General features: G+C 71.3%; 16 protein-coding genes. 7 read left to right on the plus strand and 9 right to left on the minus strand.

Annotated features, from left to right (window positions below; all coding sequences use genetic code 11):
* The first annotated feature begins 190 nt into the window (after positions 1 to 190).
* Genes D1648_RS01000 through D1648_RS01015 form a run of 4 tightly spaced genes read left to right on the plus strand, consistent with a single transcriptional unit; the run spans position 191 to position 3,801 of the window.
* Complete coding sequence (locus D1648_RS01000; RefSeq protein WP_122938931.1) at positions 191 to 1,543, plus strand: enolase C-terminal domain-like protein; 1,353 nt, start codon at positions 191 to 193, stop codon at positions 1,541 to 1,543.
* 29 nt (positions 1,544 to 1,572) lie between these two features.
* The gene (locus D1648_RS01005; protein WP_122938932.1) at positions 1,573 to 1,911 is read left to right on the plus strand and encodes an L-rhamnose mutarotase; all 339 of its coding nucleotides are present in this window, start codon (positions 1,573 to 1,575) and stop codon (positions 1,909 to 1,911) included.
* A complete protein-coding gene (locus D1648_RS01010) occupies positions 1,908 to 2,924 on the plus strand; it encodes an aldo/keto reductase (RefSeq protein WP_122938933.1) in 1,017 nt (338 codons plus the stop codon). The genes D1648_RS01005 and D1648_RS01010 overlap by 4 nt, the downstream gene beginning before the upstream one ends.
* Positions 2,911 to 3,801, plus strand: coding sequence for an amidohydrolase (locus D1648_RS01015; protein ID WP_241155303.1), 891 nt, complete (start codon positions 2,911 to 2,913; stop codon positions 3,799 to 3,801). Before D1648_RS01010 ends, D1648_RS01015 begins: the two co-directional genes overlap by 14 nt.
* Before the next feature lie 10 nt (positions 3,802 to 3,811).
* On the opposite strand, the gene D1648_RS01020 is transcribed toward D1648_RS01015, so the two are convergent.
* Positions 3,812 to 4,504, minus strand: a complete 693-nt coding sequence (locus D1648_RS01020; protein ID WP_122938934.1) for a FadR/GntR family transcriptional regulator — start codon at positions 4,502 to 4,504, stop codon at positions 3,812 to 3,814.
* Positions 4,505 to 4,677: 173 nt separating this feature from the next.
* On the opposite strand from D1648_RS01020, the gene D1648_RS01025 reads away from it, so the two are divergent.
* Entirely contained in the window at positions 4,678 to 5,967 is a 1,290-nt protein-coding gene (locus D1648_RS01025; protein WP_122938935.1) for an alpha-L-fucosidase, read from the plus strand.
* A 30-nt stretch (positions 5,968 to 5,997) separates the two neighbouring features.
* On the opposite strand, the gene D1648_RS01030 is transcribed toward D1648_RS01025, so the two are convergent.
* Genes D1648_RS01030 through D1648_RS01040 form a run of 3 tightly spaced genes read right to left on the minus strand, consistent with a single transcriptional unit; the run spans position 5,998 to position 9,147 of the window.
* The gene (locus tag D1648_RS01030) at positions 5,998 to 6,891 is read right to left on the minus strand and encodes a carbohydrate ABC transporter permease (protein ID WP_122938936.1); all 894 of its coding nucleotides are present in this window, start codon (positions 6,889 to 6,891) and stop codon (positions 5,998 to 6,000) included.
* A 1-nt stretch (position 6,892) separates the two neighbouring features.
* A complete protein-coding gene (locus D1648_RS01035; protein ID WP_122938937.1) occupies positions 6,893 to 7,846 on the minus strand; it encodes a carbohydrate ABC transporter permease in 954 nt (317 codons plus the stop codon).
* On the minus strand, positions 7,843 to 9,147 hold the full coding sequence (locus D1648_RS01040) for an extracellular solute-binding protein (protein ID WP_122938938.1): 1,305 nt from the start codon (positions 9,145 to 9,147) through the stop codon (positions 7,843 to 7,845). Before D1648_RS01040 ends, D1648_RS01035 begins: the two co-directional genes overlap by 4 nt.
* A gap of 254 nt (positions 9,148 to 9,401) precedes the next feature.
* Here D1648_RS01040 and D1648_RS01045 point away from each other — a divergent pair, with 254 nt between their 5' ends.
* Entirely contained in the window at positions 9,402 to 10,694 is a 1,293-nt protein-coding gene (locus tag D1648_RS01045) for a glycosyl hydrolase (protein WP_122938980.1), read from the plus strand.
* A 44-nt stretch (positions 10,695 to 10,738) separates the two neighbouring features.
* The gene (locus D1648_RS01050; protein WP_122938939.1) at positions 10,739 to 13,822 is read left to right on the plus strand and encodes an alpha-mannosidase; all 3,084 of its coding nucleotides are present in this window, start codon (positions 10,739 to 10,741) and stop codon (positions 13,820 to 13,822) included.
* A 139-nt stretch (positions 13,823 to 13,961) separates the two neighbouring features.
* Here D1648_RS01050 and D1648_RS01055 read toward each other — a convergent pair whose 3' ends face one another.
* The 5 genes from D1648_RS01055 to iolD all read right to left on the minus strand — a co-directional run bounded on the left by D1648_RS01055 (position 13,962) and on the right by iolD (position 20,692).
* Complete coding sequence (locus tag D1648_RS01055; protein ID WP_122938940.1) at positions 13,962 to 15,137, minus strand: Gfo/Idh/MocA family protein; 1,176 nt, start codon at positions 15,135 to 15,137, stop codon at positions 13,962 to 13,964.
* A 40-nt stretch (positions 15,138 to 15,177) separates the two neighbouring features.
* Complete coding sequence (locus D1648_RS01060; RefSeq protein WP_122938941.1) at positions 15,178 to 16,047, minus strand: sugar phosphate isomerase/epimerase; 870 nt, start codon at positions 16,045 to 16,047, stop codon at positions 15,178 to 15,180.
* Between the two features lie 13 nt (positions 16,048 to 16,060).
* The gene (locus D1648_RS01065) at positions 16,061 to 16,993 is read right to left on the minus strand and encodes a TIM barrel protein (protein ID WP_122938942.1); all 933 of its coding nucleotides are present in this window, start codon (positions 16,991 to 16,993) and stop codon (positions 16,061 to 16,063) included.
* 170 nt (positions 16,994 to 17,163) lie between these two features.
* On the minus strand, positions 17,164 to 18,660 hold the full coding sequence (locus tag D1648_RS01070; RefSeq protein ID WP_122938943.1) for a CoA-acylating methylmalonate-semialdehyde dehydrogenase: 1,497 nt from the start codon (positions 18,658 to 18,660) through the stop codon (positions 17,164 to 17,166).
* Between the two features lie 52 nt (positions 18,661 to 18,712).
* On the minus strand, positions 18,713 to 20,692 hold the full coding sequence (gene iolD, locus D1648_RS01075; RefSeq protein WP_122938944.1) for a 3D-(3,5/4)-trihydroxycyclohexane-1,2-dione acylhydrolase (decyclizing): 1,980 nt from the start codon (positions 20,690 to 20,692) through the stop codon (positions 18,713 to 18,715).
* Between the last annotated feature and the right edge of the window lie 252 nt (positions 20,693 to 20,944).

Below are 20,944 nucleotides of genomic sequence, written 5' to 3' on the forward strand. Positions count from 1 at the left end.
CTCGCTTGACGTCACGCTGCGACCGCACGAAGATGGTGCCGATCAAAGATCCGATGTCTGATCGTGTCGGACGCTCCGAGCCGCGACGGCTCCGCCCGCCCGCACCGCGCCCGCACCCCGCCCGCGTCCCACTCGCATCGCCGCGGCAGGGCACGGCAGGCACCGGTCCGACCCAGGAGAGACGCTGCCGATGAGCACCTTCACCGCCCTCGACGTCCAGGACGTCCGCTTCCCCACCAGCCGCGACCTCTCCGGCTCCGACGCGATGAACCCCGACCCCGACTACTCCGCCGCGTATCTCACCGTGCGCACGGACGCGGATGATGCCGGGACCTCGCTCGTGTTCACGATCGGCCGCGGCAACGACGTGCAGGGCGCCGCCATCGCGGCGCTGGCCCCGCATCTGCTGGGCCGCGACGTCGAGGAGATCCTCGCGGACCTCGGCGGGCTCCACCGCCGCCTGACCGACGACTCGCAGCTGCGCTGGCTGGGCCCGGAGAAGGGCGTGATGACCATGGCGATCGGCGCCGTGGTCAACGCCCTGTGGGACCTGCGCGCCCGGCGCGAGGGCCGCCCCCTGTGGCTCACCCTCGCCTCCCTCACCCCCGAGGAGCTGCTGGACCTCGTGGACCTGCGCTATCTCGAGGACGTCCTCACCCGCGAGGAGGCGCTCGAGATCCTGCGCCGCGGCGCCGAGGGCAAGCAGGAGCGGATCGCCGCGCTGCGCGAGAGCGGCGTCCCCGCCTACACCACCACCCCCGGCTGGCTCGGCTACAGCGACGAGAAGCTCACCCGGCTGCTGCACGAGGCCCGCGACGAGGGCTTCGAGATGGTCAAGCTCAAGGTCGGCGCCGATGCCGCGGACGACGAGCGCCGCATGCGCATCGCCCGCGAGGTGATGGGGCCGGGCTACCCGATCGCGGTGGACGCGAACCAGCGCTGGGGCACCGCCGCGGCGATCGAGGCCATCCGGGCGCTCGCCCCGCACGACCCGTACTGGATCGAGGAGCCCACCTACCCCGACGACGTCCTCGCCCACGCCGCGATCCGCGAGGCCGTCGCCCCGGTGCGGATCGCGACCGGCGAGCAGGGCGCGAACCGGATCCTGTTCAAGCAGCTCCTGCAGGCCGGCGCGATCGATGTGCTCCAGGCCGATGCGACCCGCGTCGCCGGCATCACCGAGAACCTCGCGATCCTCCTGCTCGCGGCCAAGTTCGACGTGCCCGTCTGCCCGCACGCGGGCGGGGTGGGGCTGTGCGAGATGGTCCAGCACATCGCCTTCCTCGACGCGGCCGCGATCGCGGGGGAGGATCCGCGGCGTCGGATCGAGTTCGTCGACCACCTCCACGAGCACTTCGAGGTGCCCGTGCGGATCGAGCGCGGCGCCTACATGCCCCCGGAGGAGCCGGGCGGCGGCGCGCGGATGCACGAGGCATCGGTCCGCGACCACCTCTTCCCGGACGGTCCCGTCTGGCGGGAGATCCTCGCCGACGGCGAGCGCGCCGCCACCGCGCCCGCCGCCACCGCGCCCGCTGCCCCCTGACCCTCCGCCCCACGACGAGGAGACCGCCCATGGAGCACATCGCCCTGCACACCCGGATCGCCGAGGGCCACGAGGAGGACTACGAGCGCGAGCACGCCCGCATCCCCGACGAGCTCGATGCCGCGCTGCGCGCCGCCGGGGTGCATGCCTGGCGGATCTGGCGCGACGGCCGCGACATCTTCCACCTCGTCGAGGTCGAGGACTATCGCGCCATGCGCCGCCGCCTCGCGGAGGACCCCGCCAACCAGCGCTGGCAGGAGCACATCAACCAGTTCCTCGAGGTCGTCGACGACTACGGCGGCGAGGACGACGGGATCCGCCCTGTCTGGTCCCTGCCCGCCGACGCGCCGGGGGAGGGGCGCGCATGAGCGCCGCCGAGCCGTCGGCCGCCGCGCCCGAGAGCCCCCCGCTCGCCCTGCCGCCGCTGGGCTTCGGCGCCGCGCAGCTCGGGAACCTCTACCGGGCCACCACCGACGAGGAGGCCGCAGGCGCCGTCGCCGCCGCGTGGGAGGGCGGGATCCGTTACTTCGACACCGCCCCGCACTACGGCATCGGCACCTCCGAGCGTCGCCTCGGCGCGCTCCTGCACGAGTACCCGCGGGAGGAGTATCTGCTCTCGACGAAGGTCGGACGTCTGCTGCGTCCCGGGCCGGGCACCGGGGACGACATGGCGCACTCCTTCGCGGTCCCGGACGACCACGTGCGGCAGTGGGACTTCTCCGAGGCCGGCATCCGCCGCTCCCATGCGGAGTCCCTCGAGCGCCTCGGGATGGACCGCGTGGACATCCTCCTCGCCCACGATCCCGAGGAGGGGCCGACGGAGCAGGCCTTCGCCGAGGGGCTGCCCGCCCTCGCCCGGATGCGGGAGGAGGGGCTCGTGCGCGCCGTCGGCGTCGGCTCCAAGGACGCCGACGTGCTCACCCGCGCGGTCCGCACGGGACTGATCGACCTGGTCATGCTCTCGGGCCGGTACACGCTGCTGGAGCAGGCGGCCTCGCGGGAGCTGCTCGCCGAGTGCGAGCGGTGCGGCGTCGGCGTGATCGCGGTGTCCGTGTTCAACTCCGGCCTGCTCTCCCGGCACGAGGTGCCGGCCGACGCGACCTACGAGTACGCGCAGGCCCCGGCGGCGATGCTGCAGCAGGCGCGGGAGCTCGCCGCGCTCGCCGAGCGCCATGGCGTGACCCTGCCGGACCTCGCCGTGCAGTACCCGCTGCGGCATCCGGCCGTGCGCTCGGTCGCCCTCGGGATGCGCACCGCCGCGCAGGTCCGCTCGAACGTGGAGCGGATGGCGGCGCGGATCCCGGAGGAGGCGTGGGAGGATGTCGCGCGCCTCGAGCGCGCGGCTCCGTCGGCCGGGGGCGCTGCCGATGCCGCCCGCTGAGCCGATGCCGGGCCCCGCCCCCGTCACCGACGCCCACCTCCACCTCTGGGATCTCGCCGAGAGCGACTACGCCTGGCTCGCCGGGGCGCCGGAGCCGCTGCGCCGCACGGTCGCCGTCGAGGACGTGCGCGAGGGCCTGCTCGACCTCGGCGTGACCCGTGTGATCCTGGTCCAGGCCGACGACACCGCGGAGGACACCGCCCACCTCCAGCGCACCGCCCGTGCGATCGAGGCCGACGGGCGACTCGCCCGCGCCGACGTGGTCGGCTGGCTGCCGCTGACCGACCCCGGCGTCGTCGCGGAGGCGCTCGCCGACCCGCGGCGCACGGACCATCTCGTCGGCGTGCGCCATCTCGTCCACGACGAGCCCGACCCCGGGTTCCTCGACCGGCCCGAGGTCGCTCGGTCCCTGGACCTGCTGGCCGCGGCCGGTCTGCCGCTCGACGTGCCCGACGCCTTCGAGCGACACATGGGCCAGGTGGCGCGCCTCGCGGCACGGCATCCCACGCTCACCGTCGTCCTCGACCACCTGGGCAAGCCGCCGCTCGGCGACGAGGCCGCGATGGGGCGCTGGCGCACGCAGATCGCCGCGATCGCCGAGCGTCCCAACACTGTCGCGAAGCTCTCCGGCCTCGCCACCAGCGGGAACGGCGACTTCGAGGAGGCTGCGGAGCACGCCCTCGCGCTGTTCGGGCCGCAACGGCTCATGATCGGCTCGGACTGGCCGATCGCACCGCGCGCCCTCGACCTCGGCTCCGGCTTCGCGCCCCTGCTCGCGCACGTGCGCACCTGGTCCCCGGCCGACGTCGCCGCGGTGACCCACGGGACCGCGCAACGCGTCTACCGCCGTCTCGGCGAGGCGGCTCGGACCGGGTGACCGGGTGAGATCACTCCGCCGGCGGCTCGCCCTCCTGCAGCAGCCACGACTCGACCCCGGCCACGTGTGCCGCCGCATAGGTGCGGGCGAGGTCGGGGCGCCGGGCCCGCAGCGCATCGAGGATGCGGCGGTGCTCGGCAAGCGTCCGCTCCACGGCCGAGTCGTCCGTCAGACCGCGCCAGATCCGCGCGCGCGCCGTCGAGCCCCCCAGGCTCTCCAGCAGCGTGGAGAGGTAGTCGTTGGGGCAGCGATCGTTGATCAGGCGGTGGAAGGCGACGTCCGCGTCGACCAGCTCCTCGATGCCGGAGCTCGCGTCGAGGTCCTCCATGATCCGCTCGAGCGCGGCGAAGTCCTCCTCGGTCAGGTGCGGGCAGGCCTGCTCGACCGCGACCGGCTCGAGGAGCCGTCGGATCTCGAGGATCTCGACGTAGCTGGCGTCCTGGTGCAGGTCCAGCACGAAGGCGAGGGACTCCAGCAGCTGCTCGGGCTCGAGCGCGGTGACATAGGTGCCGTCGCCCTGGCGCACGTCGAGCACCCGGATCACGGACAGCGCCTTGACCGCCTCGCGAAGCGAGTTGCGGGAGACGCCGATCCGTTCGGACAGCTCCTTCTCCGGCGGCAGCCGGTCCCCGGGCTTCAGCTCGCCGTCGACCACCATCTGCTTGATGGCGGTGATGGCGCGGTCGGTGACTGCGGAGGCCATGGTGCCCTCCCTTTCCCTTGCATGCCAGGCATGATCGGATGTCTGCCCCGGAACTGATTCAAACACGACTCGCCGCTCGACGCCGCCCGGCCCTGCCCGACCGTCGTCACGAGCGTTCCGCACACCGACCCGCTCGACCGCCACGCACCCTCTACGGAAAGCGAGACACCGCCATGGACGACTCCTCGAGGTGGGACACCCTCCCGCAGCGACTGCCCGACTGGTTCCGCGACGCGCCGCTCGGCATCTTCATCCACTGGGGCCCGTATTCCGTGCCCGCCTGGGCCGAGCCCACGGCCGAGCTCGGCGAGGTCCCGGACGACGCCGGCTGGTTCGCGCACAACCCCTACGCCGAGTGGTACTTCAACACCATCCGGATCGAGGGCTCCCCGGCGGCAGCACACCACCGGGACGTCCACGGCGACGCCCCCTACGACGACTTCCTGGACCGGTGGGACACCTCCGCCTTCGACCCCGCCGCCTGGGCTGACCTGTTCCGGCGCGCGGGCGCGGACTACGTCGTGCCCACCACGAAGCATCACGACGGCGTGACCCTGTGGGACGCGCCCGGCACCGGGGACCGCAACACCGTGCGCCGCGGCCCGCAGCGCGACCTCGTCGGCGAGATCGCGAGCGCGGTCACCGACGCGGGCCTGCGCTTCGGCGTCTACTACTCCGGCGGTCTGGACTGGCATGTGCGGCCGACGGAGCCGCTGGTCAGCGGAGAGGACGTGCATGACCTGAAGCGTCCGCGGGACGACGAGTACGGGAAGTACTGCAGTGCCCACGTGCGCGACCTCATCGACCGCTACGCCCCGGATGTGTTCTGGAACGACATCGGCTGGCCCGACGAGAACTTCCACTTCGACGAGGGAGGGCTCGGCGAGCTGCTCGAGCACTTCTACGCCGAGCGGCCCGAGGGCCTGATCAACGACCGTTTCGCCGGTGCGCACCAGGACTTCGTGACCACCGAGTACCAGGCCGGAGAGATCCCCGAGGGGCAGCCCTGGGAGAACTGCCGCGGCGTGGGCCTGTCCTTCGGCTACAACCAGGTCGAGGACGCCGCCCAGTACATGACCGGCGCGCAGGCCGTGCGCCACGTCGTCGACGCGGTCTCCAAGGGCGGACGGGTGCTGCTGAACGTCGGCCCCCGCGCCGACGGCTCCCTCCACGAGCTGCAGGTCGCCGCGCTCGAGTCCCTCGGCGAGTTCATGGCCGAGCACAAGGCGCACCTGGCCGGCTCCCGCGGGCTCGGCGAGCTCGCGCTGGAGGGCGTGGGCTGGGCGCGCGCGGTCGAGAAGGACGGGATCTGCCATGTGTTCCTCAGCGGCGAGGCGGGGGAGGCGCACCTGGACGCGTCGGCCCTGCCGTCGGGCTACGACTGGCCGAGGGGCGGGATCGCCGTGACGCTGCCCGGCGAGGACGCGGCCCCGGTGGCGGTCTCCGCCGCTGCGACCACCTGACCGCGCGGCCCCCGGCCTCGCCCTGGCCCCTCACTCCTTGACGCCGCCCTCGGCGACCCCGCGGAAGAAGACGCGCTGGAGGGCGAGGAACAGCACCACCAGCGGCGCGACCGCGATGATCGTGCCCGCCGCGACCACGCGCGGGTTGTCGGCGAAGGTGCCCTGGAGGTAGTTCAGCCCCACGGTCAGCGTGTACTTGTCGGGGTCGGAGAGGATCAGCAGCGGCCAGAGGAAGTCGTTCCAGCTGCCCATGAAGGCGAGCAGCGCGACGACCGCGAGGGTTCCCTTCACCGACGGCAGGCCGAGGCGGAGGAAGCGCTGCCAGGTGTTGGCGCCGTCGACGATCGCCGCCTCGTCGACCTCCTTGGGCAGGGCGAGGAACGCGTTCCACATCAGCAGCACGCTGATCGCGCTCATCATCGTGGGCAGGAACACCGCGACCAGGGTGTTCCCCAGGCCCATGCCGTTGACCAGCTGTGTCAGGGCGATCATCGAGCTCTCCTGCGGGATCAGGAGCGTCGCGACGAAGACGCCGATGCCCAGGAGCTTGCCGCGGAACTCGAGCCGGGCCAGCGCATAGCCGGCCAGCGCGCAGCCGATCAGGCTGAGCGAGACGTTGCACACCGCCACGAACACCGAGTTCCCGACATACGACCACACCGGGATCACCTCGGTGACCTGGGAGTAGGCCGAGAGGGTGAACTCCTCGGGCCAGAACGACGGCGGCATCGAGTAGAGGTCCTCGCCGATGCTCTTGAGGGAGGTGGCCAGCTGCCACAGGAACGGGCCGATCGAGATCAGGATGACCACGAGCAGCAGCAGGTAGCGGACGACGAGTTCCCGGCGGGTGGCGGTCTCCCCGTCGGAGAGGAGCACGTGGCGCGCACGTCGCGCCCCGGAGCCGTGGGTGCGAGGGAGCGACATCTCAGCTCTCCTTCCGGTAGGTCAGGCGGAGGTTCACGACCATCAGCGCCAGCGTGAGCAGGAACAGCACGATGGACACCGCGGACGAGTAGCCGAGCCGCCCCGAGAGCCCGGTGCCGGCCTCGCGGATCAGCATGACCAGGGAGCTCGAGCGCCCGCCCGGCCCGCCGGTGCCGCCGGAGAGCACGAAGATCTCGGAGAACACGCGGAACGCGGCGAGCGAGGAGATGACGCCGATGAGCAGCATCGTCGAGCGCATCGCCGGGAGCGTCACGGTGAAGAAACGGCGCACCGGCCCGGCGCCGTCCATCATGGCCGCCTCGTGGAGGCTCCTCGGGACATTGGCGAGCACCGCGAGGTAGACCACCATGTAGTAGCCCAGGCCCTGCCAGACCGTCACCAGGATCGAGGAGAACAGCAGCAGGAACTCGTCGGTGAGGAAGGGGATGGGGGCGGAGATGACGCCGAGCCACTGCGCCATCGAGTTGACCAGACCGCGGGAATCGAGGATCCAGGTCCAGATCAGTCCCGTGACCACGACCGAGGCGATGACCGGGGTGTAGATCGCGGTGCGGATCGCGCCGATGCCGGGCACCGACTTGCGCACCAGCATCGCCAGCAGGAGCGGGAGGATCACCAGCGGTGGAACCGCCCCGACCACGTAGATCAGGCAGTTGCGCAGCGCGATCCAGAACATCGGATCGGCGAGCAGGTCGCGGTAGTTCTGCAGCCCGTTGAAGCTCCCGCCGACGAGCGGTCGCGCATCGGTGAAGGAGAGCACGACGGTGTTCAGGAACGGGAACAGCACGAACACGATCGCGGAGAGCAGCGCGGGCGCCATGAGCAGCCATGGGGTGAGCGGCGCATGGGTGCGCACCCGCACGGGCTTCGTGCGTCGCGCAGGGGCCGACGAGGTCCGAGGAGTCTCCTGTGCGGAGAGGGCGGTGGTGCTCATTCGCTCACCCCCGCGAGCCGGTTGGCCTGCTCGACGGAGGCGTCGAGAGCCTCCTGGGCGCTGATCCGGCCGATGACGGCGTCCGAGAGCTGGCGCTGCAGCTCGACGCGCATCTCCTCGGTCCAGATCGGCGGCGTGTAGCTCACGGCGTCCTCGAGCTGGCCGGCCGCGGCCACGCGCACCTCGCTCGTGTCGGAATCGTCCACCTCGGTGAAGTACGGATCGTCGAGCGCGCCACGCGTGGAGGGGAAGACGTCGACGATGCGGGAGAACTCCTTCTGCTTCTCGTCGGAGGTGAGGAACTCGGCGAAGGCGATCGCGACCTCGGGATGCGCGGTGCGGGAGCTGACCGCGATGCCCTGGGAGTACATGTTCGCGTGACCGGTCTCGGTGAGGGCCTCGGTGATCCCGAGGTTCGCGTACAGGTCCGGTGCGTTCTCCTCGAAGTTCGCGACGTCGTAGGCAGAGCCGCCCGAGAGGGCGACCTGCCCGCTCTGGAACCGCTCGCCGGCATCGGTGTAGGTCAGGACCGTGGCGTCGGGCAGCAGTCCCTTGCGCTCATAGGCCTGCCGGTAGCGGTCGACCATCTGCACCGCCCTCTCGTCGTTGAAGGTGAAGCGCTCGCCTCTCTCGTCCAGCAGCTGCACCCCGTACATGCCGAGGTCGGCGATGGCGGGCAGCTGCCCGATCATGTAGAACGCGCCGTCGACGGCGTCCCCCATGGCGTCGGCCTGGTCGAAGAGGTCGTCCCAGGAGCTCGGAGGGGCGTCGGGATCCAGCCCGGCCTGCTCGAACAGCGCCCGGTTGTAGAAGATGGGGCCGGTGTTGAGGTACCAGGGGAAGGCGAAGGTCGTGCCCAGCACGGCATCGCTGTAGTCGGCGACGGAGCCCTCCGTGTACGCCTCGAGGGTCTCGGGGCGTGCCTCCGAGAGGTCGAGCAGGAGCTCGGCCTGGGCGAGGGGGAGGGCGAGATCGGGGGCGACGTTGAGGACGTCGGGGAGATCCAGGTTCGAGGCGTCGACCTGGAGGTTGTCGGCGTAGCCGTCGGCCGGCTGGTCCACCCAGTCGATCGAGGTGCCGGGGTGGGCGGTGACGAATTCGTCGATGAGGCCCTCGAAGTACTCGAGATAAGCGCTGCGCAGGTTCCAGGTCTGGAACCTGATCGCGCCCTCGAGCTCGATGTCGGTGGCGATCGGCCCGGAGGCGACCGTCCGGCCGCCGGTCGGTCTCAGGCCGCATCCGCCGAGCAGCGCGGCCGCTGCGAGGGAGCCTCCTGCGAGGAGGCCTCGGCGTGTGAACATGTGCTCCTTCTTCCTGCGTCGTCGGAGTTCTCGAGCACTGGCGGTGCGCTGGTCGCCGGGCGTCCGGAACGGACGTGCGACCTGCACGGAGGGCGGGGGAACGGCGTGGAGGCCCCACGTCGCGGCCCGTTTACTACAGCGCTTAAGTTCCCGACCACTGTACAGCCGCCGCCCCTGTGCTCCATGAGCGCGGACCCCAGGATCGACTGATAGCGTTAACCGCTTAAGCACAGTCGATGACGCAGGAGCGGAACGTGTCGGACGCCAAGCTCGGAGCCAACTACACCCCCCGACGGGGCTGGTTCCACACCTGGGGAGAGCTCGACCCCGGACAGGTCGCGGAGGACCTCGCCCAGATCGCAGATCTCGGACTCGACCACGTGCGGATCTTCCCGCTGTGGCCGCACCTCCAGCCGAACCGGACGAGGATCTCGACGGCCGCGGTCGATGAGCTGCTCTCCGTCGTCGACATCGCCGGCGAGCAGGGGCTCGACATCTCCGTGGACCTCCTCCAGGGCCATCTGTCGAGCTTCGACTTCCTGCCCGCGTGGGTCTCGACCTGGCACCGCCGCAACCTCTTCACCGACCCCGAGGTCCTCCAGGCGCAGCAGGCGCTCGCCGCGGTGCTCGGGGACGAGCTCGCCGCCCGCGAGCACGTCACCGGCATGACGCTCGGCAACGAGATCGGCCAGTTCGCCGTCTCCTACCACCCCGACCCGCATCCCGTCGCCGACGCGGAGGCGACCGACTGGACCCGTGCGCTGCTCGAGACCGTCGACCAGCACCTCCCCGGCCGGCGCAACCACCACAGCTTCGACGACACCCTGTGGTTCAAGGACGATCATCCCTTCACCCCGGCCGACGCCGTCACCCTCGGCGCCTCGACCACTGTGCATTCCTGGGTCTTCACCGGTGCCGGGCAGACCCTCGGGCAGGGCCACCCCGCCCTCGCGCTCTTCGGCCGCTACCTGATCGAGGTCGCCGAGCTCTGGCAGCGGCTGCTCGGCGCGCCCCGGGACCGACGGATCTGGCTGCAGGAGATCGGCGCGCCCGTCCCGTGGGTCGCCCCCGAGGACGCCGCCGAGTTCGCGACGACGAGCATCCGCGCCGCCGTCTCCCACCGGTCTGTCGAGGCCGTGACCTGGTGGTGCTCGCACGACGTGAGCCGCGACCTCGCTGACTTCCCCGAGGTCGAGCACAGCCTCGGCCTGTTTGACGAACGGGGCCGCGTGAAGCCCGTCGGCGAGGCGATCGGTGCCCTCGCCGCCGAGCTGCGCGAGCCCGGGACGGATCCGGACGGGATCGCGGAGCAGAGCGTGCAGGATGGAGACGCGGCCGACGGCTTCCCCGTCCCGGAGCTCGCCCTCGACGGTGCGAACCGTTCCGTCCTCGGCCCGCGCGGCGAGGTGTTCGCGCGCTGGGCCGCCGAGGCCCTCGAGGGCCGGGTCCGACCGCTCGTCGTCGACTCGTCCGTCACCGAGGACACCATGCGCCACAGCGCGAGCCCGTCGAACCCTGTGGACGCCGAGCGTGTCTTCTCGTCCTGACCGCACCCCGCCCTGCCTGCCCACACCCCTCGAAGGAGAGCCCTGTGCACGACAACCGACCCACCAGCGAGGACCGCGTCCGCCGCTTCCTGCGCGAGCAGCTGCCCGCCCGTCGCCATCTCGACACCGCGCCCCTGACCATCGAGGCCTGGGAGGTGCCGGACGAGCCCGTCCCCTTCGCCGTGGCCCGGGAGCAGGAGTACACCCCGATCTCCGTCGGCGACCGCTGGGGGAGGCCGTGGTCCACGCTGTGGCTCCACGTCACCGGCACGGTCCCCGAGCACTGGGCGAGCGACGCCGAGCGCGACATCGAGCTGCAGGTCGACCTGTCCTTCACGAACATGCCCGGTTTCCAGGCCGAGGCGCTGATCTGGACCCCCGAGGGCGGGACCGTCAAGGCGATCAACCCCTACAACCAGTACCTGACCCTCGAGCCCGGTGAGCGGATCGACTACTACCTCGAGTGCGCCGCGAACCCGAACGTGCCCGGGGACTGGACCTTCGCCCCTACCGCAATGGGCGACAAGGCGACCGCCGGCGAGGAGCCGATCTACGACCTCACCCGGCTCCGCCTCGCCTGGCGCAGCCGCAGCATCTGGGAGCTCGAGCAGGACGTCGTCGCGCTGAACGGGCTGATGCACACCCTGCCGGAGCAGTCCCCGCGACGCTTCGACATCCTCACCGCGCTGACCGCCGCGCTCGACGCCGCCGACCCCGACGACCTGCACGCGAGCGCCCCGGCCGCCCGTCGGGAGCTCGAGCCCGTGCTCTCCGCCCCCGCCAACGCCTCCGCCTTGACCGTGATCGCTACCGGCCACGCGCACATCGACTCCGCCTGGTTGTGGCCGCTGCGGGAGACGAAGCGCAAGTGCGCCCGCACCTTCTCGAACATCTGCTGGCTGCTGGAGCACTACGAGCAGCTGAACTTCTCCTGCTCCTCCGCCCAGCAGTACGCCTGGATCCGCGACGAGTACCCCGGGCTGTGGGAGCGGATCAAGGGACACGTGGCCGACGGCCGCTTCATCCCCGTCGGCGGGATGTGGGTCGAGTCCGACACCAACATGCCCGGCTCCGAGGCGATGGCCCGGCAGTTCCTGCACGGCAAGAAGTTCTTCCTCGACGAGTTCGGGATCGAGACCAAGGAGACCTGGCTGCCGGACTCCTTCGGGTACTCGGCCGCCCTGCCGCAGATCTGTGCGCTCGCGGGCAACGACCACTTCCTCACCCAGAAGGTGTCCTGGAACCAGTACTCGACCTTCCCGCACCACACCTTCCGCTGGGAGGGCATCGACGGCACCACCCAGTTCACCCACTTCCCGCCGATCGACGCGTACAACGGCCAGCTCACCGCCGCCGAGCTCGCGTACTTCGAGAAGAACTTCAAGGACAAGGGCGCCAGCCACATCGGCCTGACCCCCACCGGATGGGGCGACGGCGGCGGCGGGCCCACTCGCGAGATGCTCGCCTCCCAGGAGCGCTTCGCCGACCTCGACGGCGCCCCGAAGGTCGAGTGGTCCACGCCGCAGGACTTCTTCACCCGCGCCGAGGAGGAGTACCCGGACGCCCCGGTGTGGAACGGGGAGCTGTACCTCGAGCTGCACCGCGGCACCTACTCCTCGCAGATCCACGGCAAGCAGGGCAACCGCCGCTCCGAGGCGCTGATGCACGACGTCGAGCTCTGGAGCGCGACCGCTGCCCGCCTGGTGGACGGCTTCGAGTACCCGCACGAGCGGATCGATGCCCTGTGGTCCACGCTCCTGCTGCTCCAGTTCCACGACATCCTGCCCGGCTCCTCGATCGCCTGGGTGCACCGGGAGGCCGAGCACTCCTACGAGCACATCGCCGAGCAGGGCGAGCAGCTCGTCGCGACGGCGCTCGCCGCCCTCGAGGACACAGGCGGCACGCCGCAGCAGGTCAACGCGCGTTCCCGCGCCGCCCGCGGCGTCCCGGCCCTGGGCGCCGGGCCCGCCGAGGCGCCCTCCGACGCGCCGACCGTCGGCCGTGACGGGGGCTCCGTCGTGCTCGACACCCCGGCGCTGCACGTCGAGATCGACGAGAGGGGCCTGCTCACCTCGCTGCGCGCCGGAACGGAGGGCCGTGAGGCGATCGCCCCGGGAGCGGCCGGGTCGCTGCTGCAGCTGCACCGCGATGCGCCCAACGCCTGGGACTCCTGGGACATCGACGAGTTCTACCGTCACGTGCACCGGGATCTGGTGGCGGAGTCGGCGCCCGAGGTGAGGACCGAGGAGGACGGCACCGTGCGCGTCGCCGTCGCCTATCGCACCCGTCCCGAGGGCGCCGCGGAGCGCCCCTACGCCGCCGCCCCGTCGGTCGGTGCGGGCTCGCGGATCGTGCTGACCTACTCCGTCGCCCCCGGCGCGAGCGAGCTGGGCATCGACCTCGACGTGGACTGGCGCGAGCGCAAGAAGGTCCTCAAGCTCGCCTTCCCGTTGGACGTGCGCGCCGCGACGATGAGCAGCGAGATCCAGTTCGGCCACATCGACCGCCCGATCCCCGTGAACACGAACGAGGACTTCGGTCGCTTCGAGACCTGCGCGCACCGCTGGGTGCACGTGGGCGAGCCGGACTTCGGGATCGCGCTGTCGAACGACTCCTCCTACGGTCACGACGTGCGCCGGGTGCTGCGGGAGAACGGCGGCGGCACCACCACCGTCGTCCGGGCCACCGTGCTGCGCGCGGCCGAGTTCCCGGACCCGAAGGCCGAGGAGGACAGCTACTCGCTGCGCTACGCCATCCGGCCCGATGCGGGCATCGCGGAGGCGATCGACATGGGCGAGGCCCTGAACCAGGCCGAGCGCACCGTGCGTCGCAGCACCCCGCTGGCGCCCGTGGCGGAGCTGGCCGAGAGCAGTGCCCGCATCCAGACCGTGAAGGCCGCTGAGGACCGCTCCGGCGACCTGGTGGTGCGGCTGTACGAGTCCGAGGGCCGACGGGCGCGCACCGCGCTCACCGTGCCGGGAGCGCGCAGGCTCACCGTGGTGGACCTGCTGGAACGGCCGCTGGGGGAGGAGTCGCCGCTCGCCTCCCGCGCGGCGAGCACCGAGGGGGAGCGGATGGAGCTCGAGCTGAACCCCTTCGAGATCACCACGGTGCGCGCCGCCTTCTGAGCCCGTCATCGGCCGGCCCGTGCGGTGCGGTCGGCCGGCGTGCGCGGCCCCTTGTCGGCCGGCGTGCGCCGGGCTCGTCACCCGGCGTGCGCTAACTTCTGCGTGTGGGCATCTCTGCGAGGGATTCAGTGCGCGGGTTTCACCCCTGCGCGACGGCCTCCCAGCTGCGCGAGGCGGCGGACCTCACGATCGCCTCGCACACCTCGGCCGCGGCGAGCCCGTCCTCCGCGCTCGGCGCGAGGGAGGTGCCGTGCACCGCGTCGGAGAGAAAGGCGGCGGCCTCGATGGTCTTGAGGTCGTCGAAGCTCATCGGGATGCCGGGACCGGGCTGGAAGCGGGCGTACTCGCCGTGGCCGGGGCCGGCGAGCACGGTGGTGTAGCCGTGCTCGGTGCCGCCCTCGCCGAGCATCACCTCGAACTCGTTCATGCGGGTGAAGGACCAGCGGGCCGAGCCCTCGGTGCCGAACACCTCGAGCGCGTAGTCGCTGCGGTGGCCGCGGGCGACGCGGGAGGACTCCAGCGTCGCGTGCGCCCCGCCGTCGAGCCTCGCCAGCGCCGCGACCCAGTCCTCGTTCTCCACCGCGCCGCGCTCCTCGCTCACGGCGACCGCGCCGTGGCCGACCCCCGCACCGAGCGGCAGGGGACGCTCGGGGATGAACGTGTCGGTGGTCGCGGAGACCTCGGCGATGCGCTGCCCGGTGACGTGCTGGACCAGGTCCGCGCCGTGGGAGAGCAGATCGCCGATCACGCCGCTGCCGCCCTTGGAGCGGTCGTAGCGCCAGGTCAGCGGACCGTCGGGGGAGGAGGCATAGTCGGCGATCAGCCAGCAGCGCACGTTCGTGATGCGGCCCAGTCGCCCGGAGGCGACCAGCTCGCGCAGGTGCGCGATCGCCGGGGCGTGGCGGTAGTTGAAGCCCACCGCCGTCGCGATCCCCGCGCCGTCCCTCGCCGCGGCGGCGGCGTCGCGGATCTCGCGGGACTGCCCGGCATCGACGCCCATCGGCTTCTCGATCCAGAACGGCTTCCCGGCCGCGGCCGCCGCGAGCGCGAAGTCGCGGTGCAGGAAGTTCGGGGAGCAGATCGAGACCGCCTCCACCTCCGGATCGGCGAGGACCTCGTCGATCGAGGCGACGGCCTTCTCGAACCCGAACTGCTCGCGCGCGGCGACCTGGTTCTCCTCGAGAGGATCCGCGGCGACGACGAGCCGCGGTCGGATCCCGAGCTCGGGGAAGCGGGAGGGGATCCGCTGGTAGGACGAGGCGTGCAGGCGCCCCATCCAGCCCAGGCTCACCACGCCGATGCCGATGTCACGCATGTCGTCTCCTCCTTGAGTCCTGGGGTCCGCGGAGCGCGGCTCAGCCGGCGCCGAGCTCCTTCTGGATCCGCTCGCGCATCCGCACGTTGATCGCGTCGGCCTCCTCCTCCCAGCCGAACACGCACACGGACACGGGCCCGTCGTACTCGCGCTCGCGCAGGTAGGCGAAGGCGGCGTCCCAGTCGATCTCGCCGTTGCCGATCTCGTTGTGCTGGTGGATGCGGGCGTCGACCCCGGGCGGGTTGATGATGTAGCGGTTGCCGACGTTCGCGGTGTGGTCGAAGACGTCCGCGATGTGCAGGTGCTTCAGGCGGTCCCCGGCGTAGTCCATCATCTCGCGAACATCCCGGGCGCCCTGGCCTAGGTGGTACGCGTGCGGGAAGCAGAACTCGTAGTTCAGCCAGTCGCGGTCCACGCCGCGGATGATCTGCACGGCCCGGTCGTTCTCCTCGACGAAGTCGTAGGGGTGCGCCTCGATCGTGCACTCGAGCCCGTACTTCTCGAAGACGGGCACCAGCTCCTCCATCGACTTGTAGAACTGGCCCTCGCTCTGCCGGGGACGGTTCGGGTCCCCGGAGAACTCGGTCGCGATCAGCGGCACCTCGAGCGCGTCGGCGATCTCCAGCAGCCGCTTCCAGTTGCGCACCTGCGCCTGGCGCTCCTGCTCGTCGGGGCTCGCCCAGTCGAAGACGGGGTTCATGGTCCAGATCTTCACCCCGGTGTCCTTCATCGCCTGCTTGACCTCGGCGATCTGGTGACGGTCGACCTTGGGGTAGTGGTGCCACTCGTGGAAGTCGGCGCGGGGCGAGAGCTCGAGGTACTCGTAGCCCAGCTCGGCCGCCTTCGCGAGCTCGCCGGCGACGCTGAGATGCGGGTGGTACATGGACGGGTCCAGCAGGATCTTGACCATCAGAGGTCTCCTCTCACTTCACGCCCAGGCCGCACTCGGCCAGGAACTCACGGGTGGCGATCGCGTTGGGCAGCGGGAGCGCCGGGTCGCAGGGGTAGAGGTCCTGCTCGCAGATCACGTACAGCTCCTTGTCGAGCGTGGTGAGCTTCGCGACCAGGTCCTTCATGTCGGGCAGGCCCGCGGGCGGACGCACCGAGGCACCCTTGGCGACGGCCTCCCCGAACGGCCAGTCCTTCTCGTGCGCCTCGCGGGTGAGATCCGGGTCGAAGGCCTTGATGTGCACGTACCCGATCCGCTCCGGGTACTCGTCGATCATCGTCACCGGGTCCCCGCCGCCGTAGATGATGTGCCCGGTGTCCAGGCAGAACGAGACCAGCTCCGGATCGGTCGCCTCGAACACGCGGGCGATCTCCTCCGGGGTCTCGATGTGGGAGTCACCGTGGGGGTGCAGCACCATCGTGAGGCCGTAGTCCTCCTTGAGCAGCCTCCCCAGCCGGTTCGCGTTCTCGACGTACAGCCGCCACGCGTCCCCGGTCAGCTCGCGCTCGTCGGTGAACTCCCAGGTCTTGTCGTCGCGGTAGAGCGGAGGCAGGTGCACCATGTACTCCGCGCCGACGGCCGCGTGGGTCTCGGCGATCGCGCGGAAGGTCCGCTCGGTCTCCGCCCAGGCCTCCTCCTTGTGCAGGATCCCCCAGCCGGTGCCGGCCACGACGCGGAAGCCGTGCTCGTCCATGACGGACTGCAGCTCCTTCGCGTCCTTCGGGAAGTAGCCCCACGGCCCGGTCTCCATCACGGAGAAGCCGGCCTCGGCCATCTCGCCGAGCGCGGTGCGCCAGGGGATCTGCTTCTCGTCCTCGGGGAACCACACGCCCCACTGGTCCGGGCACACGCCGATGGTGAGCTTGTCGAACGGCGCCTCGGGGTTGCGCGAGCGGTCGGTGTTCATGGTGTCTCCTTCGACGAGGGGCGTGGCGAGGGGCCGGGACCCGGGATCCGGACGGGCAGTCGGGCGGGTCCGCGAGCGGGGTCAGTCTGACGGATGCGTCGTTCTCAGCCGCCTCCGGCCCGGAAGCGGCTGAGAACGACGCAACGGTGGCCCGATGCGGGCCGACGAGCTCAGTCGTGCGTCGGGAAGCTCATCGAGGACTCGACGGTCTCGTTCTGCGAGGGCCAGCGGGTGGTGACGGCCTTCTGGCGGGTGTAGAAGCCGACGCCCTCCGGGCCGTGGGCGTGGTGCTCGCCGAACAGGGAGTCCTTCCAGCCGCCGAAGGAGTAATAGCCCACCGGGGTCGGGATCGGGACGTTGATGCCGATCATGCCCACCTGGATCTCGTCCTCGAAGCGGCGCGCGTAGTGGCCGGAGTCGGTGAAGATCGCGGTGCCGTTGCCGAACGGGGAGGAGTTCACGAGCTCCACGGCCTCGTCGAAGTTGTTCACGTGCATCACCACGAGCACCGGGCCGAAGACCTCCTCGGTGTAGGTGGGATGGTCGGCGGCGAGATCGGTGATGACCGTCGGCCCCACGAAGTTGCCGTTCTCGTGTCCCTCGACCACGAGCCCCCGGCCGTCGACCACGATCGTGGCCCCGGCGGCCTCGGCCTCGTCGGTCATGCGGATCACGCGCGCCTTCGCATCGGGCGTGATCACCGGCGGCATGTCGGTCTCGGGGTTCGCGCCCGGGCCGACGACGAGCTTCTCGGCCTCGGCCTTGATCGCCTCGAGGAACGCCTCGTGCGCATCGCCGACGGTCACGGCGACCGGGACGGCCATGCAGCGCTCGCCGGCGGAGCCGAAGGCGCCCGAGGCGACCTGGCTCGCGGCGAACTCGATGTTCGCATCCGGCATCACGACCGCGTGGTTGTTCGCGCCGCCGAGGGCCTGGACCCGCTTGCCGGCGGCGGAGGCGGTCTGGTGGACGTGCTTCGCGATCGGGGTGGAGCCGACGAAGGACACTCCGGAGATCCCGTCGTGCGTGCACAGCGCGTCGACGACGCTCTTGCCGCCGTGGACCACCTGGAAGACGCCGTCGGGCAGGCCGGCCTCCCGGTAGAGGCGGGCGACGATGTTCGAGGCGGAGGGGTCGCGCTCGGAGGGCTTGAGGATGAAGGCGTTGCCGGTCCCGATCGCGATCGGGTGCATCCAGAAGGGCACCATCGCCGGGAAGTTGAACGGTGTGATCCCGGCGACGACGCCCAGCGGCTGGCGCAGGGTGTGCGCGTCCACGCCGGTGGAGACGTTCTGGGAGAAGCCGCCCTTGAGGTCCTGGGTGATGGAGGTGGCGAACTCGAGGGTCTCCAGGCCGCGGGCGATCTCGCCCTTCGCGTCGCCCAGGGTCTTGCCGTGCTCGCGGGTGATGACCTCGGCGATCTCGTCGGTCGCGGCGATCACCAGCTCCCGCATGCGGTAGAGGATCTGGGTGCGCTTGGCGAGGGAGACCTGCTGCCACTGCTTCTGTGCGGCGACGGCGACCTGCACGGCGCGGTCGACGGTGGAGGCGTCGCCGAGCTGCAGCGTGCCGACCTCCTCGCCGGTGGCGGGGTTCATGATCGGCTGGGTGGAGCCGGTGCCGACGACCTCCTGGCCGTCGATGACGTGGCTGATGTCGTATCCCATGGGGTTCTCCTCGGGGTGTTGCGGGTCTGGGGGCTGGTGGGGCGCGGGCGGATCAGTCCGCCGGGCGGAGGTAGTGGCGCTGCGGGGCGAGGTCCTGCTCGTACTGGGCTCGCGCCTGCTGGGTGGACTCGAGGCGGGAGACGGCGCTGACCGGCACGTCCCACCAGCCGATCCCGGGCGGGTTCGGGCCGTACAGGTTCGTGTTGACCACGATCGCGGTCGCCTCGGTGGAGGCCTCCGCCCGCCGGTACGCCTCGCGGAAGTCGGCGGTGCTGGAGACCTCCTGCACCTCGAGGCCGTAGGAGCGGATGTTCGCGGGGATGTCGAAGGGCAGCTTCTCGCCGTCGAGCATCCCGCTCTTCTCGTCGCGCATGCGGTACTTGGTGCCGAAGCGCTGGGAGCCGTGGGACTCCGAGAGCGAGCCGATCGAGGACCAGCCGTGGTTCTGCAGGATCACGAGGATGACCTTGATGCGCTCGGCGACGATCGTGGCGATCTCCTGCGGCGCCATCTGGAAGGTGCCGTCGCCGATGATCGCGACGACCTCCGCATCGGGCGCGGCCATCTTCGCGCCGAGCGATGCGGGCAGCTCGTAGCCCATGCAGGAGTAGCCGTACTCGAGGTGGTACTGCTGCGGGGAGCGGGCCTTCCACAGCGCCTGCAGGTCGCCGGGCATGGAGCCGGCGGCGTTGATGACGATGTCCTCGTCGCCCATCAGCTCGTTCAGCGCCCCGAAGATCTCGGTCTGGGCTGGCAGCTCCTGGTCGTGCGGGGCGAAGCAGGGCTCGACAAGCTCCTCCCACTGTGCGCGCAGCTCGCGGGCGCGCTCGCCGTGCTCGGCCGGGGCCTGCCAGCCCTCGAGCCCGGCCTGCAGCGCGCCGAGGCCCTCGCGGGCGTCGGCCACCAGCATGGTCGCGGCGTGCTTCGCGGCGTCGAAGGCCTTGACGTTGAGGTTCACGAAGCGCACGTCGGGGTTGCGGAAGGCGGTGTGGGAGGCGGTGGTGAAGTCGGTGTAGCGGGTGCCCACGCCGATCACCACGTCGGCCTCCGCGGCGAGGGTGTTCGCCGCGTCGTTGCCGGTCGCGCCGACGCCGCCGATGCACAGTGGATGGTCGGCGCTCAGCGCACCCTTGCCGGCCTGGGTGTCGAGCACCGGGATGCCGGTCGCGTCGGTGAAGGCCGCGAGCGCCTCGCTCGCCTCGGAGTAGACCGCGCCGCCGCCGGCGATGACGACGGGGCGCTTCGCGCCGCGGATCACCTCGAGCGCGCGGTCCAGCGCCGCGGGCTCGGGCACGGGGCGGCCGACGTGCCAGGTGCGCTCGGCGAACAGCTCCAGCGGCCAGTCGTGCGCCTCGGCCTGCACGTCCTGGGGGAGGCAGATCGTCACGGCGCCGGTCTCGGCGGGGTCGGTGAGCACGCGCATCGCGGCCAGCAGCGAGGGGATCAGCTGCTCGGGACGCCAGATGCGGTCGAAGTAGCGGCTGACGGGGCGGAACGCGTCGTTGACGGTGACGTCCATGGCCCGCTCGTCCTCGAGCTGCTGCAGCACCGGGTCCACGGCGCGGTTGGCGAAGACGTCGCTGGGCAGGATCAGCACCGGGATCCGGTCGATGGTCGCCAGCGCCGCGCCCGTGACCATGTTGGTCGAGCCCGGGCCGATAGAGGCAGTGCACGCCATGGCCTGCAGGCGGTTCCTCGTGCGCGCGTAGGCGACCGCCGTGTGGACCATGTTCTGCTCGTTGCGGGCCTGGTAGTAGGGCATCTCCGCCTCAGCGGGGACGGCGGGCTCGGCGGGGCTGCCGCCCTCGGCCGGGGCCGGGTCGAGCGCGTTCTGCAGGAGCGCCTGGCCCACGCCCGCGACGTTGCCGTGGCCGAAGATGCCGAAGGCACCGGGGATCAGGCGCTGCCGCACGCCGTCGCGCTCGCTGTGCTGGGCGGCGAGGAAGCGCACCAGGGCCTGGGCGACGGTGAGCCGGATCGTGCCGGCAGGGGCCGATGTCGTGCCGGCGGGGGCCGAAGGGGTCTCGCTCATGCTGCCTCCGTGATGCTGGCCCGCCGCGCAGGGGCGGGGAAATCGGACCCGCCGAGCTCGCCGGCGGGGGATCGGTGTCACCGTCGGGGCCGATGCGGCACTCGACGGTGAGCTCGTAGGACAAGCATGGCCCGAGACGCCGACCCTGTCAACACTTTGTCAAGACAAGAATGTCGATCGTATCGAATCGCGTTCCCGCAGGTCGGCACGCCGGAGTGTCGAGAACGCGGGGACATCAGCCCTTCCCGGGGC

It is taken from the genome of Brachybacterium sp. EE-P12 (assembly GCF_003711805.1).
GTDB lineage: Bacteria > Actinomycetota > Actinomycetes > Actinomycetales > Dermabacteraceae > Brachybacterium.